Raw genomic sequence first — 14,816 nt, forward strand, 5'->3', positions numbered from 1 at the left:
GGCTGGCTGCACGACCCACGGTTCCTGGGAGCCGTTCCTCACTCACCGGGTTCAGGCAGATCGCGGTGGCTTCGGTTTGTCCRTACCCGTCAGACACGACACGTGTACCGAAGCGTCTCTCGAATTCTTCTTGGCGCGGGATGTCCAGCGGAATCCATACCGCCAGACGTAATTGGCCGCGCATGGGAGGGTCCGACGATTCGGGTTGGGCCAGAACGGCTGCCGCCATCGCCGCGACACCCCACGATGTGGTCGCCCCTTCCTCGTGGACCTGACGCATGAAGGTGCTGGCKTGGAATTGGGCGAGAAAGCTGACCGACGACCGAGAAAATAGCGCCGACATCAGGACCGCGATCTGACCGCCGGCGTGATAGAGCGGCAGGGCCGTGACGATCTTGTCCCCCGCTGCCACCCATTTCGCGGCAATGTACATGCGTGCGACCTGGAAGTAGTAGGCGTGCGAGAGCTTGCAGGCCTTCGACAGTCCGGTCGTCCCGGAGGTGAACATCAGACTCATCAAGTCGTCAGGTCGAACACTGACTTCCGGAAGTTCGGAACCGTGCTCGGCGAGCGACGCGTATGAGACATACATGGGCGGAGAATCAAGGTCCGGGGCATTCCCGTCTACTCCTACCAGGAATTGCACCGAGGTCGTCGCAAAGTCTTGGCCACCCAGTAGAGACATTGCTGCTGCATCGCCGACAACCGCCCTCGCGCCGCTCGTCGACAACTGGTGCCTCAGGAACTCGCCCTTCAGGAAGACGTTGATCGGCACGAAGACGATACCGAGCTTGGCGCACGCGAAAATGAGCTCGACGTACTCGACCGCTGTGGGGAGCATGATGGCGAGCCGGTCCCCCTTAACAAGCCCGAGTTTCAGCAAACCCGCAGCAACTCGGTCGGTCTTCCCGTCGAGTTCGCCGACCGTGATCCATTCCCCACCGAATTTGACGAAGGGCGCCGATGGATCGGCGGCCGCCCACCCACGGAGTTGCTCGACAGGACCGACAACAGAACCTCGGTCCACGTCAAACGGTAGATCGTCGCCGCACTGCACTGGTGCGGTAGCCGTTGAACTGGCCTGAATCGTCACACTGTCTCCTGGATACCGTCGTTCACAACATTTCGCGTAGAGCAGGTAATCGGCACGCTTTCGACCGAGTTGTAACTGATACCAACCTGACGTGGCGTTTCTTCTTTCGGAATCGTCAGCCGGAAGTTTTCAAATTTGCTCAGCAGCTCCTCGTAGGCGATCGCCAGCTGAATCCTCGCAAAATGTGAGCCCAGGCAACGATGAACCCCCACACCGAACGCCACATGCGGAGTGCCCATACGCTCGAAGTCCAATTCATCTGGATTGTCGAAATGTTCGACGTCGCGATTGGCCGACATGTAGTTCACCGCAACGCGGTCGCCCTTTTTGAACTCGCAATCCCCGATCGTGGTGTCCTCGGTGACGGTGCGAGCCATGAAGGAGACCGTGGGTTCGAATCGCAGGAATTCGTCGAGATCGACCTTCCACCAGTCAGGGTTACGCAATCGGCCTTCGACCTCAGGGTTTGTTGCGAGGTGGTAGGCGATATTCGACATTGCGCTACGAGTGGTGTCGAGTCCGCCGGCCAACAGGGCTGTTACCACGCCCAGGCGTTCGTCGTCTGTCAACAAGCGACCATCTTCCACCGTCGCAGTGACCAGCGCACCGAGTACGTCATCGCGCGATTCGGGATTCTTCTCGACCTCTTCAAGAAGCTCACCTGCGATCAGAGCGATTTCAAAGAACGCTTCGGGTGTGCCTTCGGTCGCGGCACGCTCAACGGCGCTGACCGCGCGCTTGGTGAGGTCCGCGTCCTCGGTTGCAAAGACCACGCGACCAAGCGCTCCGGCGGTGAACGGGATAGCGAAGTCGTGCACGAACTCGAACTCGCCGTGCTCCTCGAGCTTGCGCGCAACTTTAGCGACGAGGTCTTGGCCGACCTGACGGATCTGGCCCTCGTACTTCAGAAGGTAGTTGCGGGAGAAATACTTGTTGAGGAATTTCCGAAAGTCGCGGTGGATCGGTGGGTCCAAATCCAGTGGTGCCAAACTGACAGGGAGACCCCTGAGTGCAGGTTCGCAACTGCTGAACTTGTCGGGTCGCTCAGCAATCGCCTTGACGTCTTCATATCGCGTTGCGACGTAGTATTCGCCGTCGCCCGCGGCGCGCGGGAAGGGGCACCCACCTTCACGAGCCGCACGCAGCGCGTCCAACATATGCGGACGCTGTTCCGGATCGTACAAGTCGATCGATTCGACGATTTCGTTCACACTCTTCACTACTTCGCCCTCCTTATAGTTTTTCCGGGAACTGACAGACTCTGCTGAATCCGTCACGAACACCGGGCTTCTGTGCATCACGTTGATTCACACATTTGGCCTTTCCGCAACGCGCAGCATCTCATTCAAATCGATGAGCTTGATTCGCGGAGCTCCTCGTTCCCTCCCCAGACTTCGCTCGTGCGCGTCAATGGATTTCGCGCCGGCGAAGTTCAGGTAGTCCGGTTGTCGCTCAGATATCAGTTGTCGCAAGTTTTCCTGCGCACGAACAGGTGCCTTGAGGCGCCCCGCGCGGTGATCCTCGATGATCTTCTCGACGGTGTCCTTTGCGCACTTCTTATTGGTGCCGATCACGCCCGTTGGGCCGCGCTTTATCCATCCCGCGACGTAGACTCCTGTCAGACAGGCTCCGCTTTCCGAGGTGACACGGCCGCCATGGTTTGCAATCGTGCCACTGACCGGTTCAATGGGAAGCGGTCCTGTTGGAACTCCTCGGTACCCAATCGAGCGCAGAACGAGCCCGCACTCGATGTCCTCCTCGACCCCCGTAGGCCGCACCTGCGAACGTCCATCCTGTGTGGACACCAATTCGTTGTGTGCGATTCTCAATCCCTCTACGTGGTCATCTCCCAATACCTCCAAGGGGGACGCGAGATAGCGCAGGACGATTCGCTTCTTGCCGGGACTGGGAGCGGAGGACGCGAGCTTCCTCAGAATCCCCAACTTGACCGTCGCGATGGGGTCATTCCCCTCGGTAGCGGCGCGCGAGCATGCATCCAGCTCGGACTCGTCCATGTCTACGTGAACATCAAAGCTCGACGATTGACTCAATGCTAGAAGTTCCGGAGTCGTGTATGCCGCCTGCGCCGGTCCTCGCCGTCCCATCACGACTACTTCCTTGATATTGCTCCCAGCGAGCCTATCTACGGCATGGGTAGCCATATCCGTCTTAGCGAGAGCTTGGGGTTCGCTGACAAGGAGACGGGCGACGTCCAGAGCGACATTGCCGTTCCCGATCACAACAGCGCGGTCGGCGGACAGGTCAAACACACTGTCGGCGAAATCGGGATGTCCGTTGTACCACGCGACGAACTCGGTTGCACTGTGGCTACCAGGTAGCTCCTCGCCGGGAATATCAAGCCGTCGGCTCCCGGAAGCACCGATCGCATAGACCACCGCATCATGCGACTCCAGCAATTCCTCATGCGTAACATGCTTTCCAACAGTGACATTGAGAAACATCTCCATACCCCTGCGACCTGCGGTGCGCTGAAACAGCCCGGCGACCGCCTTCGTCCCTTGATGATCGGGAGCGACGCCGTAACGGACCAGGCCCCACGGAGTGGGCAACTGTTCAAACATGTTCACCTCGACCGCGAGATCGCGGCGCAAGAGAAGCTCTTCTGCGGTATAGCATGCCGCCGGGCCGGAACCTACGATAGCCACCTTCAGTGGGCGGAGCTTTTCGTCCGAATCTACTTTCTTTGTCTGTGCCCGAACAACATTCGCGTCCTCGGAAGTCCTGTTCGAATAGAACGCAGCGTTGATCTCCTCGTACGGAGCCGTCTCATCCGTCAGATCGATATCGGCCACGATCGCGCTCACAGGGCATACCTCGACACATGCGCCGCAATCGATACAGGAGACCGGATCGATATACAGCATCTCCGCAGTGCCATAACCCGGCTCATGCGGCGCCGGATGGATGCAGTTGACGGGACAGACCGACACACATGCTGCGTCATTGCAGCAGGGTTGGGTGACAACGTGCGCCAAACCATTACTCCTTCTTGCATCCTCCTGGGACAGCGCGTACGCGGCTCCAGGTGGAACGACGAGACAAACTACGTTGTCTGTAATACCGTTATGTTAGCTACCTCACTTTCGAGTGTCAATGCTGAGGCCTCCGCAAACCCCACCAGGCAATATCCGGGCTTTCCCGCACAGCGGGGGCCGGCCCAGTGCTGGTGAACGAGGCAAGAAGGCCCTCCAGGTGGACGTCCACGTAGTCGCAGCCGAACTGACGGCCGTCCGCTGGTTCCGGACGCACCGAGGCGGCCCTTCTGGAGCGCTTGCACTCCAACTGACACATACCTAAGCCGGCACGAGACTCGACGGTCGACGATTTTCTCCCAGGCCGGCCCGACTGGACCGGCCTGGCCGGCCGGTCTGCGTTCGTGGGCCCGGAGGTGCCCCGGCACCTCATTGTCCGCGGCACCCAACTTCATAGAAGCTCCCGCGGGTAGCGCAACTGCAACAAGCATGACCGAACCTGAGACGGCGAAATATATTGAAGCGCATCGGGATCGCTCGTAAGCGAAAATCGTTCGCACCTACCGTACGACCATTCGTCTGGCCGATCCACAACAATTTAAAGTCAGATAGAAAAAACCCTGGATTGGCCGCATCCTCTGGGTTATGCTTTCGCTGAGCAGTATGAGCAGATCCGACCTTCCGCATCGCGAGGAGTTGGCGGACCCCAGGGTGATTAGCGCACCAAGACACCGCGGTGACATGCCGTTCCGGTAGCGCCCGACACCCGACTGCGGCGAAGGTGAATTTACGTCACCGCGCGACGACATTTTCAATCGTTAACTCAGACAGAAGGCAGAGGTTCATGGACGTCATCGCAGTGATGCCGCTCGAGAAGTGCGGAGAGGATGTCGCATCGGAGGTCGGGGGCAAGGCGCTGGGACTCGGAGCGCTTATGCGGTCGGGCATGACCGTACCTCCGGGTTTCGTCGTTACAACCGACGCGTACCGGGCGGCGGTGAAGGCTGCGGGCATCAACGAGCACATCGAGAGCGCTCTTCGCGGAGCCGACCCCGAGGGCGATCTCACAGCCGTGTCTGAGGTGATTTCCGCGCTCTTCACGGAAGCGCTCATCAGTGATGAGCTTCGCACGACTATCGAAGATGCATACCGCGGGCTGGGCTTGTCCCCGACTCCCGTCGCCGTGCGGTCCAGCGCGATCGCCGAGGATCGTGCAGACGCCTCTTTCGCTGGACAGCAGGACACCTATCTCTGGGTGCAGGGGGCAGACCAGGTTATTACCCATATCGTACGGTGCTGGGCAAGCCTCTTCAGCCCGCGTGTCATCGCCTATCGGGCCCGCTTGGGAGTTCCGCCTGAGGATGTAGCCATGGCGGTGGTCGTTCAGGAGATGGTACAAGCTCGTGCGGCAGGAGTCATGATGACCCTCGATCCGGCCAACGGTGACCGCGACGCGCTGTACATCGAATCGAACTACGGGCTCGGCGAAGCCGTCGTAGCCGGGGAGGTCACGCCGGACTCCTTCTGGGTCGACAAGAAAACTCTTGGGTTGCGCAAGCGCGTCATCGGGGATAAGCAGATTGCGTACCGCTTCGATGAGGCGAGTCAGCAGGTTCGCAAGGTAGAAGTCTCGCCCGGCGAGCGTGCGGACTGGTCCCTCAGCAACGAGGAAGTGTGCAGGATCGCCGAACTCGGACGAGAGATCGAGACGGCCTTCGGCGCCCCGATGGACGTCGAGTGGGCAATTGCCGGGTCCGGACCGTCCTCACAGGTGCAGCTCCTGCAGGCGAGGCCGGAAACCGTCTGGGCATCGCAACCCGTCCCCCCGGTTAAGCAGTCCCAATCCGGTAACGACTCGGACCTCACCACACCCCAACGATGGGATCCGCTGCACTCGTCGAGCACTCCGAACCTTCATTGGACCACGTCTAACCTCGGCGAGGCGATGCCCGGGGTTCTAACTCCCCTGAACTGGACGCTGTGGCACCGGACGCTCGAGAAGGCCGCATTGAAGGCCGCATTCCGAATCGGTGTTCTGTCTCGGGCAGAGTCGGAATTCACTGATGACGCCGACCGCCACTACTTCCGTGTGTTCTATGGCCGCCCCACCATCCAGGTCGAATACATGGGCACAATGGGCGACCGTATGCCTGGAACTTCAAGCGAGGACATCGTCATATCCATCCTTGGTCGTGTTCCCGACGGTTGGCAGGCGAATCCCACACGTCGTCGATGGCCCATTATCGCCGGCAGATTCCCCTGGACATTCATGACCGTTACCAAGGAGATCCGGGAGACCGTCAAAGCGGTCGACGCCTGGTACGCACCGCATCTTCAGCGCGTGTCCAAAGCGTTGACGGTAGCCGAGGCGACCGAAAACTTCCGCGTCGCCACACGGCACTTCGACCGAGCCCTGGAGACCCAGGTCGTCGGCTCCCTTGCAGGCATCGTTCCGGTGTACGACATTCTTGAACGACTGACCAAGCGTGCTGGAGTGGATATCTCGGCATTGAGCGGCTCCGGTGGGGCTGAGGTCTCGGGACTCGTCACCGACGTCTGGAAGGCGTCACGCAACGAGCTCCGCTTTGACGAGGTCGTCGCGCGGCATGGAATGCACGGTCCGTCGGAGGGCGAAATATCGAGTGTTGTGTGGCGTGAGAATCCCGAGCCGCTGCGCACACTGATCGAGACCTATGCCCTCCAAGACGACGATGAGGATCCTCGCCTTCGCGAGGCGGATCACCACATCGCGGCCGGTATGGCGGCGCGACAGCTGCTTGCTGCGACGCCGAGATGGCAAAGACCAGCCGTTCGGTTCCTGCTGAAACTCGCAGCGACACGGATTCCGCTGCGCGGTGCGGCAAAGCGGTCGTTGGTGCAAGGTCTCGATGGAACCCGGGCATCCGCGCGGCGCCTTGGCGCACTGCTCGTTGAAGCGGGCACTCTGGAGCACACCGACGACATCTTTTACTTGACCGCGGCAGAAGTCGAAAACACACCTAGCGACGTTAAGTCGCTTGTGCGGAAACGGCGCGAGCGACGGGATGCTTACGCAGCGCTGTCGATCCCGAGCGAGTGGAAGGGCATGCCGGAGGCGACGCCGGTCGGCGCCGATGACGGTCTGACCGCCGAGGGAGCGATGACTCTTGAAGGCATCGGTGTTAGCGCAGGAGTCGTCGAGGGAATCGCGCGTGTCCTTTACGAGCCTGATTTCGCCGCGGTTCAACCTGGCGAGGTTCTAGTGACTCCGACGACCGACCCGAGTTGGTCCTCGGTGATGTTCATCTCGTCCGCCCTTGTCGTGGACATCGGCGGAGCACTTAGCCATGCAGCGGTCGTGGCCCGCGAGCTTCGGGTGCCGTGCGTCGTGAACACCCGGAGCGGAAGCCGCACCATCAAGACGGGCGACCGTATTCGCGTTAACGGCAATTCTGGAACCGTCGAAGTTCTCGAACGCGCTGCCTCGCCTGTGGAGCTCGAGGACGCGTGATGCGCACAGTCTTCCTCAAACGAGGAAGACGTGACTGGTCCGACGTACCGACGCGTGGGGTGTCCGCGGGCCGGGCAGGATAATAGATTCGGAGTCGTCCCCGAGGGTCCTCCCGGCCCGCCACCGCAGAGGGTGGAACCGTCTTCAAGCAGCGCAACGTGTCCTGGCGACTCGTGCCCACAGCGCGGTAGCACGTGTAACCACGACCGACCGTGTCCGACAGTACGAGGTGATGACCGTGGTGTGCAGGGCTCGGTACAAGTTGCCGATTGCCGGGCCGGGAGAGCCGGGAGCGGAGGACGCCGATGAAGCCCCTCTCCGGGACCGGTGTAGGAGGTCAACGCGGCCGCCGACCGGACGTGAAACTAGCTGCGTCGGGCGAGGGTGGTGAGAGCTCCCCGAGTTACACACGGTCGGCCGGCGGCATTGATGTACACGCACGATCGGGAGGCAGCCGTGACAGTCGAGAATTTTGCGTAAGTCATTGCTGCTCTGATTTTTTGACACAACAAGCCGGGTTGCCGAAGGCTAGGATGAGGGACCGAGTCCGGCGCTGCAGCCGACAATGGCGCAACGTCCACGACTGCGGTCGTGAGCGCCATCGATGAACTCAGACTCTGACAGTCACGGGTGGCGTTTCACCTCGATGTCATGGACGGTCACAGCAATGTGGCCACGGCTTGGTCGCTGCAACCGCTCCCGGGAAACTCCAAGGCGCGACTGCGGCCGCGTGCGTGTGTCAGGTTCGAATGGCTCTGGCTCATTCTCCGTGATGGTTCCTGAGTATGTCAGTGGCTGAGGTGTATTCGCATGTATGGGAGGTCGAATCCGGCGCGTCCATCCCTCTGCCGCTCGCGCGTTTTGATTCGATTTACGTTTCCCTCGACAGCGCCGGAGTTGTCGGGCAGGTGGTCAGCCCGTTGAGGACCGCGGCTCGGTTGCGTCCGATCCCCCGGACGAATCGATGCAGGTTCGGCAGATCGTTCGAGGAGACGGCCGCCTTCCAAGGTTGACACGGTCGCCGTGTGCTGGTCAGCATCTCGGGCGAACGAGGTACGAACGCGGCGGTGGTCTCAAGGTGCTGGCAGTTGGCGAGGACTTGCTGCTCGTCGTCGGTGATGCCCTCAGGTCGGTGCAGGATCCGCGAGGCGACGCGCCGAACGTTCGGGATTTTCGCCCGTGCAGATGTACGGTGGACTCGTCCAACCCGAGTGCCGACCGGCCTGCGGGGCGGCCAGCAGTTGGCGACGCTGCCAAACGGCCGACGCACGGTTCTCCTCAGCGCGCCCGAGCCCCGTTGGATCGGTTTGATCCACTTGCCCTGGGCCTCGAGCGCGGAAACCGCTTTCATAGCGGCGCTGGGTGGAGGCGACGAGGACGGATTGCTCGCGGCGCGCGGTCAACGCTTGTTCGGCGGTCCGCCGGAAGTCCTCCGCGGCGGTGAGTTCGGTGTGCCGTTCGGGATCGTCTGCAGCCCTGAGTCGGAGACAAACGCTTTGAGCGGCAATGTTTTCCGCGCGGCTTCGGCCAGGTTATGCCACAGCTGTCAGCTTTCGGCGACCTCGATCGCGTCGGGCCCCCGTGCGCGCCCCTTCGACGCAAGCGCCGGCGCCAACACGGCACCACGGTCGTGCCCGGGCACGCGGTCGGCCAGTCGGCGAAGGTAATCGACCTTCCTGTCGGTGAGGACGTCGCCGGGGAGGGCGGTGGCCATGTCGATCAGGACGATCCCGGACCGGTGCCGTCGTCGAAGGGCGAAGTCGTCGACTCCGAGGACCTTCACCGCCCGATGCCGGGTCTGGAAGCGCACGGACAAGTCGTAGCTGGGTGCTGTGTCCCGACAGTTCTGTCGCTGGGTTCCGGAGCGGCCGGCAACCGCCAGCCAAATTCTTTCGAGGCTTCCCTTCAGCATCTGGGGGTGCGCCGTGCACATCACACCGTCTATCTGCTCGGCGAAGGTACGCCCGGGTCGCAGTCGGTGGTCAGACGCAGGAAGCGCCACATCCCGCAGCACGAGGCGACTCAGCCGGTTTCCGATCGCGATGTCGGCCACACCGTGCATTCGTAGCTATGTTGACCTTCGTGCAGGACGCCGGCGTCCGGAGACGTGTGGATCCCCGCAGTGAGGGGCGCACCGGCCTCACGGAGGCGATCGAGGCAACCCGTGCCGACCGCCACCGGATTGGCCGGTTCGGCGCAGACTCTTCGAGCAGTCGCTAGAGCCAGGCCTGGCTTTCCCTGAGCGAGACGACGTCTGCAATCTTCGAGATCGTCTCGTGGCCCCGAGGACCGGTGGCACGGCGAGGCGTGCCACCGGATGTCCGGTAATGCTCCGACGCCGAAGGCCAGTTGTGCGGGCATCCTGCGGAGGTCCCGGTCATTCTGCTCGCAAGAAGCAGAAGCCAGTCGATTCCAGTCAGGCGAACTGCTTCATAAGCTTCGCCGCCTGCTCCGGGCGCAGCAGGCGGAAGTGCCCGTCCGCCGTCACCAGTCGCGTCCCCGGCTCAGCAGCGGCGGCTATCCACGCCTGAGCGAAGACATCGCCGTCCCCGCTGGCGACCACTCGCCCGCGCACGAGCAGCTCCACCCCGGAGGGGACGGGGCGCAAGTATTGGACGACGAGCTTCCGGGTCAGGCCCGGTTTGCCTGAGTCTGCCACGACATGCCCCAGCGCGTGATCCATCAGCATCGCCGAGATCCCGCCATGTACGTGGTGCGGCGGGCCTTCGAATGCCTCACCGAACGTACAGGTGGCGCTGGCCACGCCGTCGACAGTCTCGAACGATAACGGAGCAACGAATGGACTCCCCTCCCCGGTCATTGGTGAGAACATTCGTACGCCGTTGTACGGGTCGTCAACCGAGGAGGGCACACCGGCCTGCCGGCTCGTCGCGCCTAGGATCGAGGTGGCCTCGGCGACCAGAAGCCTCGCCTGGCAGAGGATCTTGGTAGGCACCTCCGACATGACCGAGGCGGTCCCGAGGGCGCGGAGCGCCCGACCGAGATCACGGACCGCGCGTCGTCTATCGACGAGATCGCCCGGGACGTCCTGCTCTGCCACAGTTGTCGCTTGACCGAGCAAGGGTCCCCAGGCGATCGTTGGTACCGGGCCGATTCCCTCCAGGTCCTCGCCGTCCCCTGCCCCTCGGCCGACCCTTTCAGATGGCGACTTTACGAATCCCTCATTCACGCGAGGACTCCTGGAATCTACCCGGTTGAGGCCTCGACGGGTCAAACAAATACCGGAGAGTTCCGCATCCCGCATCCCGTATGCCGGCGCCTGCAGCAGCGCCGAACTTGGGGATGCGCATGCTCGGCGCCGTCGGCACTTCGTCGCGGGACGGCTCGGCGCGCCGCTCGCGGATCGATCGTACGACGATGGCGTCCATGTCTTCAATGCCCTGCATGGTGTTCCTTCGAATCGTGGATGAAGACCGGTATCACCTCCGGTCAACGGCCGACGTACGTCCCCTTCGTGCGTGTTTTGAATGCCTCGAAGGCCGCGGCAGCGTCCTCGGTGGCAAAGGTAATGCGCTGGTTGTCCCACTCCAGGTCAAGCTGCTCGGCCAGGGTATTCGTCTCAGCACCTCGCAAGGCACGGACCGTCGCCCGCAACCCGAGTGGCGGCAGCTGCGCTAGATCCTTGGCAACCTTCAGCGCGTGCTCCAGCACCTGGCCGTCAGGGACCACCTGGTTGACGAAGCCTGCACGGTGCGCATCTTCCGCCGACATCGGCTGGTCCCGCAGCAAGAAGTCCGTCGCCGCCGATTGTCCCATCAGCTTGGTGACGAAATAACTGGCTCCCATGTCGGGGCCGAATCCAAGTGTGCCGAACGCAGCTTTGAACTTCACCGACTCGCCCGCAATGCGGTAAGTGTGCAGGCCAGCCCATCCGATGCCTCCGCCAGCCACGGCTCCATTGATGGCCGCGATGGTGGGCTTCTGAAAGTTGTTAAGCATCTGAAGAATCCATCGTCCCGGCCCCAACGGGTCGAAACGTCGAGCTTGAGCCGAGACCCCGAGCGAGGCGTGATCACCCTGCATCACTCCGCCGTAAAACATGACATCCGCGTCCGCGCCGGGACCGAGCTTGCCGTCCAGCTGGGCAAAGTCGACGCCGGGGCTCCACGCCGTCGCGCCGTCCGAGACGTTCGCGGTCGTGACGATGACGCGAACGCTGTCGTCACGTTCGAGCTCGGCGGAGACGTCCAAGAGTTCCCTCAGCAGAGACCCTCCGAGTGAGTTATTGGCGAGCGGACGATCGACCGTAAGCACGGCGACGTGCTCATCCACCGACACGTGCAGTTCCTCCGACATAGGCAGCCTTTCCTCGCGCGGGGGCTCCGGCGGACCGGGGAAGCTCCCGAGACATTTTACTGTACATTAAACTTTGGGCGAACAGAAGCATTCGTTCGAACCCCCCACGCGATCAATACCGCGTGGTCGATGATCTGAACCACATCTTCGACGCGCCCGATCAGGACCAGCGATGCCCGCACGGTCGCCGTCGGAGGACCTTGGCCGCTCACTTTGGGCCGGCGCGGTATTGCCCGAAAAGAGGGCCAGGTCTTCGCACCCCCGACCGCGAGCCACCCGAGTCCCGTGTGACGCGGCCGGGGATTTACCGGTGACACTCGAACGCATCGCGCACCAGAGGATGCTCACGCCGCGAATCGCGATCAGACTCCGTACCCTCCATCGACGTTGAGAGTCTGGCCGGTAATCCAGCCGGCACGATCTGACATGAGGAATCGGACTGCCTCGGCCACGTCAGTCACGTCCCCGAACCGACCAAGGGTCGTCTCCGACTTCGCCAAGGCCAGGCCTTGTTCCGTGAAGACCCCCGATTTCACCAACTTGTCGAACATGCCCTCCCCCTCGATGACGCCGGCGCCGACAGCATTCGCGCGAACGCCGAATCGCCCCTCTTCGCCGGCGATGCCCCTGATCAATGCCTGAACCCCCGCCTTGGGGGCCGACGACATCAGGTCCATCTTGCTGTACCGCTCGATCACCGGTGTGACGATGGCGGTTACTGCACCCGACGAAGCACGGAGCATCGGCAGGAAAGGCTGCACCAAGTTGAAGCAGCTCTTGAGGTCGTTGTCGATCACGCGTGAGAAGGTCTCGAGCTCAGTCTTGGCGATGAACGACATCGGAATCACCGGGCCCGCCGCGTAGACGACACCTCGCACGGCGCCGGCATCCGCGACTCGGCTCGCAAAGGCCCGAGCCTCGTCGGGAATCGCAAGATCAACCTGCTCAATCATGGCCTTTCGACCACTCGAACGGACGAGCTCCGCCGTCTCGTCGGCCCCCGCACGATTGCCTCGATACGCCACGACGACGTCATGGCCATCCTCCGCCAGGCTACGAGCGATGGCCCGACCCAAACCACCCGACGCCCCGCCGACAACCGTCCAGCTCATCGATTCCACCATCTTCTCTTCTCACTCCAAACTCGAGGATCGTTCGGCACACGAAACACATCGCGCGTCATCACGACTTCACGGCGCGCTACGGGCCAGCTGAACGAGGACCAACATTCCCGGAAGTATCTAATTCAGACTAAATAATAGGTGCATGTGACCGGGATCGTCAACAAAATCAGGGTGTCGCAGGCACGACCGTAGAAGGGCAGTTAGAATCGGGTTTGTGCCACGCCTAGCGACGAACAATGCCAGCAGCGCTCCCTTAGCGACTACCAAGTCCGCCAAGACCCGAGCCCGGATCTTGGATGCCACGGCGCACATTTTGTGCCGCAAAGGTTTCTCCGGAACTCGCCTGAGCGATATCGCCGACCGCGCCGAGTGTCAAGCACCGGCAATTTACTACTACTTCGAATCGCGCGAGGACCTGATCGAAGAGGTCATCTGGCAGGGAATGGCACACTTGCACGACCATGTGCGCAAGGCCCTCAAAGCTGCGAGCAGCGTGTCACCCGCGGAACGCCTGAACATCGCACTGGAGCAGCACCTACGCTTCATTCTGACCGAGTCCGACTACACAATGGCCGCGATTCGCAATGCCGCCCAGATGCCCATCGAGCTGCGCGATCGGCAACTCGCCGAGCAGCAGAAATACGCGGTGCTGTGGAGGAAGCTGTTCCGGGACGTGCGAACGGCCGGGCAACTTCGGCCGGGCGTCGACGAGCGGCTCGCACGCATGCTCATCCTCGGTTCGCTCAATTGGTCCACCGAATGGTGGCAGCCACGCGGAGAGTCTGTCGACACCTTGGTCCAGAACGCCAAGCGCATGCTCAACGGAGGATTCCTCAAAGAGGTCGATAACGAGGTCGACTGAGCCCCCGATGACAAGCCGGGGATCTCACGGGCCGATGACGGCCCACGAGATCCCCGGTTTCCAGCTACCCGCCTCCACCGACCACCACGTGTTCCGTTAGCAGGGCGCGGGGTGGCCGCGCCCTCCGCTCCCTCGGGCGTCGGCTCGCAGGTCTTCGATGTGGCCGTCCGCCTCGTCGCCAGCGAAGCTGGGAGTTCAGCTCTCCAGCTCGACGGAGAGCATGTGCGGTGACGGAACACTGCGAAAGTCCATCCAGTGCCCGTGAGGAGTCCATCCCATGTGGAACGGGAGCTCGATGCGACAGATCGGCCCAGTGCTGATGTCATCCGTATCAAAGATCTGGAACTCGCCGAGGTGCTCCTTGAACTTGGACACAGGAACGATGAGGTAACCATCGCCTTCGGGGGCGTCTACAGTCCGAGGGACAAACGCCGGCTCGAACGGGGACTCGTGGCGATTTGCGGTCAACTTCACTCGCTTGTCCGACCCACTGCGCATGTTGCGTCGAATTAGCGTGTCCATCCGCATCGCGCCTGGCCTGCTATCGCTGGGCGAGCCTCCCACGAGAACACCCCAGTCGTAGGGTCGGCCGAAGTGCCGTTCATCGATCTTCGGGAGCTCGCACATGACATCGTCGAGCACCTCACTCGTGACTGTTCGTGTCTTGAGGTTGATCGTCCATCTGCCAAGCACACTCGGCGCAACCTGGAAGAACGGAATGAAAGGGTCACCTGGTGCTGACATCTCGTCGGTTTGGAACGGCGGACGCCCGAACAACGGTGCGTCGAGCTGGATCGTGTCACCGATCTCGTTAGCCGACAGCATGTGCATCATGTACTGCGGCGGCAAGTCGGCAGTGATCCAGATGATCTCCGAGTTGATGTCGAAGCGGTTGATCAGCGCCAGCATGATCGGCTTGGCGACTTCCCATCCGTAC

11 protein-coding genes are annotated in these 14,816 nt (G+C 61.9%); 2 read left to right on the forward strand and 9 right to left on the reverse strand.

Annotated elements, in window-relative coordinates; translation table 11 throughout:
- The 3 genes from AC1DWT_RS43685 to AC1DWT_RS43695 form a co-directional block, all read right to left on the reverse strand.
- Positions 1–1,093, reverse strand: a 1,093-nt coding sequence (locus tag AC1DWT_RS43685) for a class I adenylate-forming enzyme family protein (RefSeq protein ID WP_477925559.1), incomplete at its 3' end; no start/stop codon positions are given.
- Positions 1,090–2,313, reverse strand: a complete 1,224-nt coding sequence (locus AC1DWT_RS43690) for a cytochrome P450 (RefSeq protein ID WP_241962037.1) — start codon at positions 2,311–2,313, stop codon at positions 1,090–1,092. The genes AC1DWT_RS43685 and AC1DWT_RS43690, both read right to left, overlap by 4 nt.
- 87 nt (positions 2,314–2,400) lie before the next feature.
- The gene (locus AC1DWT_RS43695) at positions 2,401–4,089 is read right to left on the reverse strand and encodes an FAD-dependent oxidoreductase (protein ID WP_477925562.1); all 1,689 of its coding nucleotides are present in this window, start codon (positions 4,087–4,089) and stop codon (positions 2,401–2,403) included.
- Between the two features lie 841 nt (positions 4,090–4,930).
- On the opposite strand from AC1DWT_RS43695, the gene AC1DWT_RS43700 reads away from it, so the two are divergent.
- On the forward strand, positions 4,931–7,576 hold the full coding sequence (locus AC1DWT_RS43700; protein WP_164065582.1) for a PEP/pyruvate-binding domain-containing protein: 2,646 nt from the start codon (positions 4,931–4,933) through the stop codon (positions 7,574–7,576).
- 1,546 nt (positions 7,577–9,122) lie between these two features.
- Here the strand turns inward: AC1DWT_RS43700 and AC1DWT_RS43705 are convergent.
- The 5 genes from AC1DWT_RS43705 to AC1DWT_RS43725 all read right to left on the reverse strand — a co-directional run bounded on the left by AC1DWT_RS43705 (position 9,123) and on the right by AC1DWT_RS43725 (position 13,005).
- The gene (locus AC1DWT_RS43705; RefSeq protein ID WP_477925564.1) at positions 9,123–9,629 is read right to left on the reverse strand and encodes a hypothetical protein; all 507 of its coding nucleotides are present in this window, start codon (positions 9,627–9,629) and stop codon (positions 9,123–9,125) included.
- A gap of 363 nt (positions 9,630–9,992) precedes the next feature.
- Positions 9,993–10,637, reverse strand: coding sequence for a hotdog domain-containing protein (locus AC1DWT_RS43710; protein ID WP_164065580.1), 645 nt, complete (start codon positions 10,635–10,637; stop codon positions 9,993–9,995).
- 121 nt (positions 10,638–10,758) lie between these two features.
- Positions 10,759–10,983 carry a hypothetical protein gene (locus tag AC1DWT_RS43715; protein WP_181450141.1) on the reverse strand — a complete coding sequence of 75 codons (225 nt, stop codon included), beginning with the start codon at positions 10,981–10,983 and terminating at the stop codon, positions 10,759–10,761.
- Between the two features lie 43 nt (positions 10,984–11,026).
- Positions 11,027–11,893 carry an enoyl-CoA hydratase/isomerase family protein gene (locus tag AC1DWT_RS43720; protein WP_141471507.1) on the reverse strand — a complete coding sequence of 289 codons (867 nt, stop codon included), beginning with the start codon at positions 11,891–11,893 and terminating at the stop codon, positions 11,027–11,029.
- 362 nt (positions 11,894–12,255) lie between these two features.
- Complete coding sequence (locus tag AC1DWT_RS43725) at positions 12,256–13,005, reverse strand: SDR family NAD(P)-dependent oxidoreductase (protein WP_240960532.1); 750 nt, start codon at positions 13,003–13,005, stop codon at positions 12,256–12,258.
- Between the two features lie 304 nt (positions 13,006–13,309).
- Between AC1DWT_RS43725 and AC1DWT_RS43730 the strand changes: the two genes are divergently transcribed.
- On the forward strand, positions 13,310–13,879 hold the full coding sequence (locus AC1DWT_RS43730) for a TetR/AcrR family transcriptional regulator (RefSeq protein WP_206032248.1): 570 nt from the start codon (positions 13,310–13,312) through the stop codon (positions 13,877–13,879).
- Between the two features lie 195 nt (positions 13,880–14,074).
- On the opposite strand, the gene AC1DWT_RS43735 is transcribed toward AC1DWT_RS43730, so the two are convergent.
- Positions 14,075–14,816, reverse strand: a 742-nt coding sequence (locus AC1DWT_RS43735) for a carotenoid oxygenase family protein (protein ID WP_477925568.1), incomplete at its 5' end; no start/stop codon positions are given.

The organism is Rhodococcus sp. P4_B6 (genome assembly GCF_056402215.1).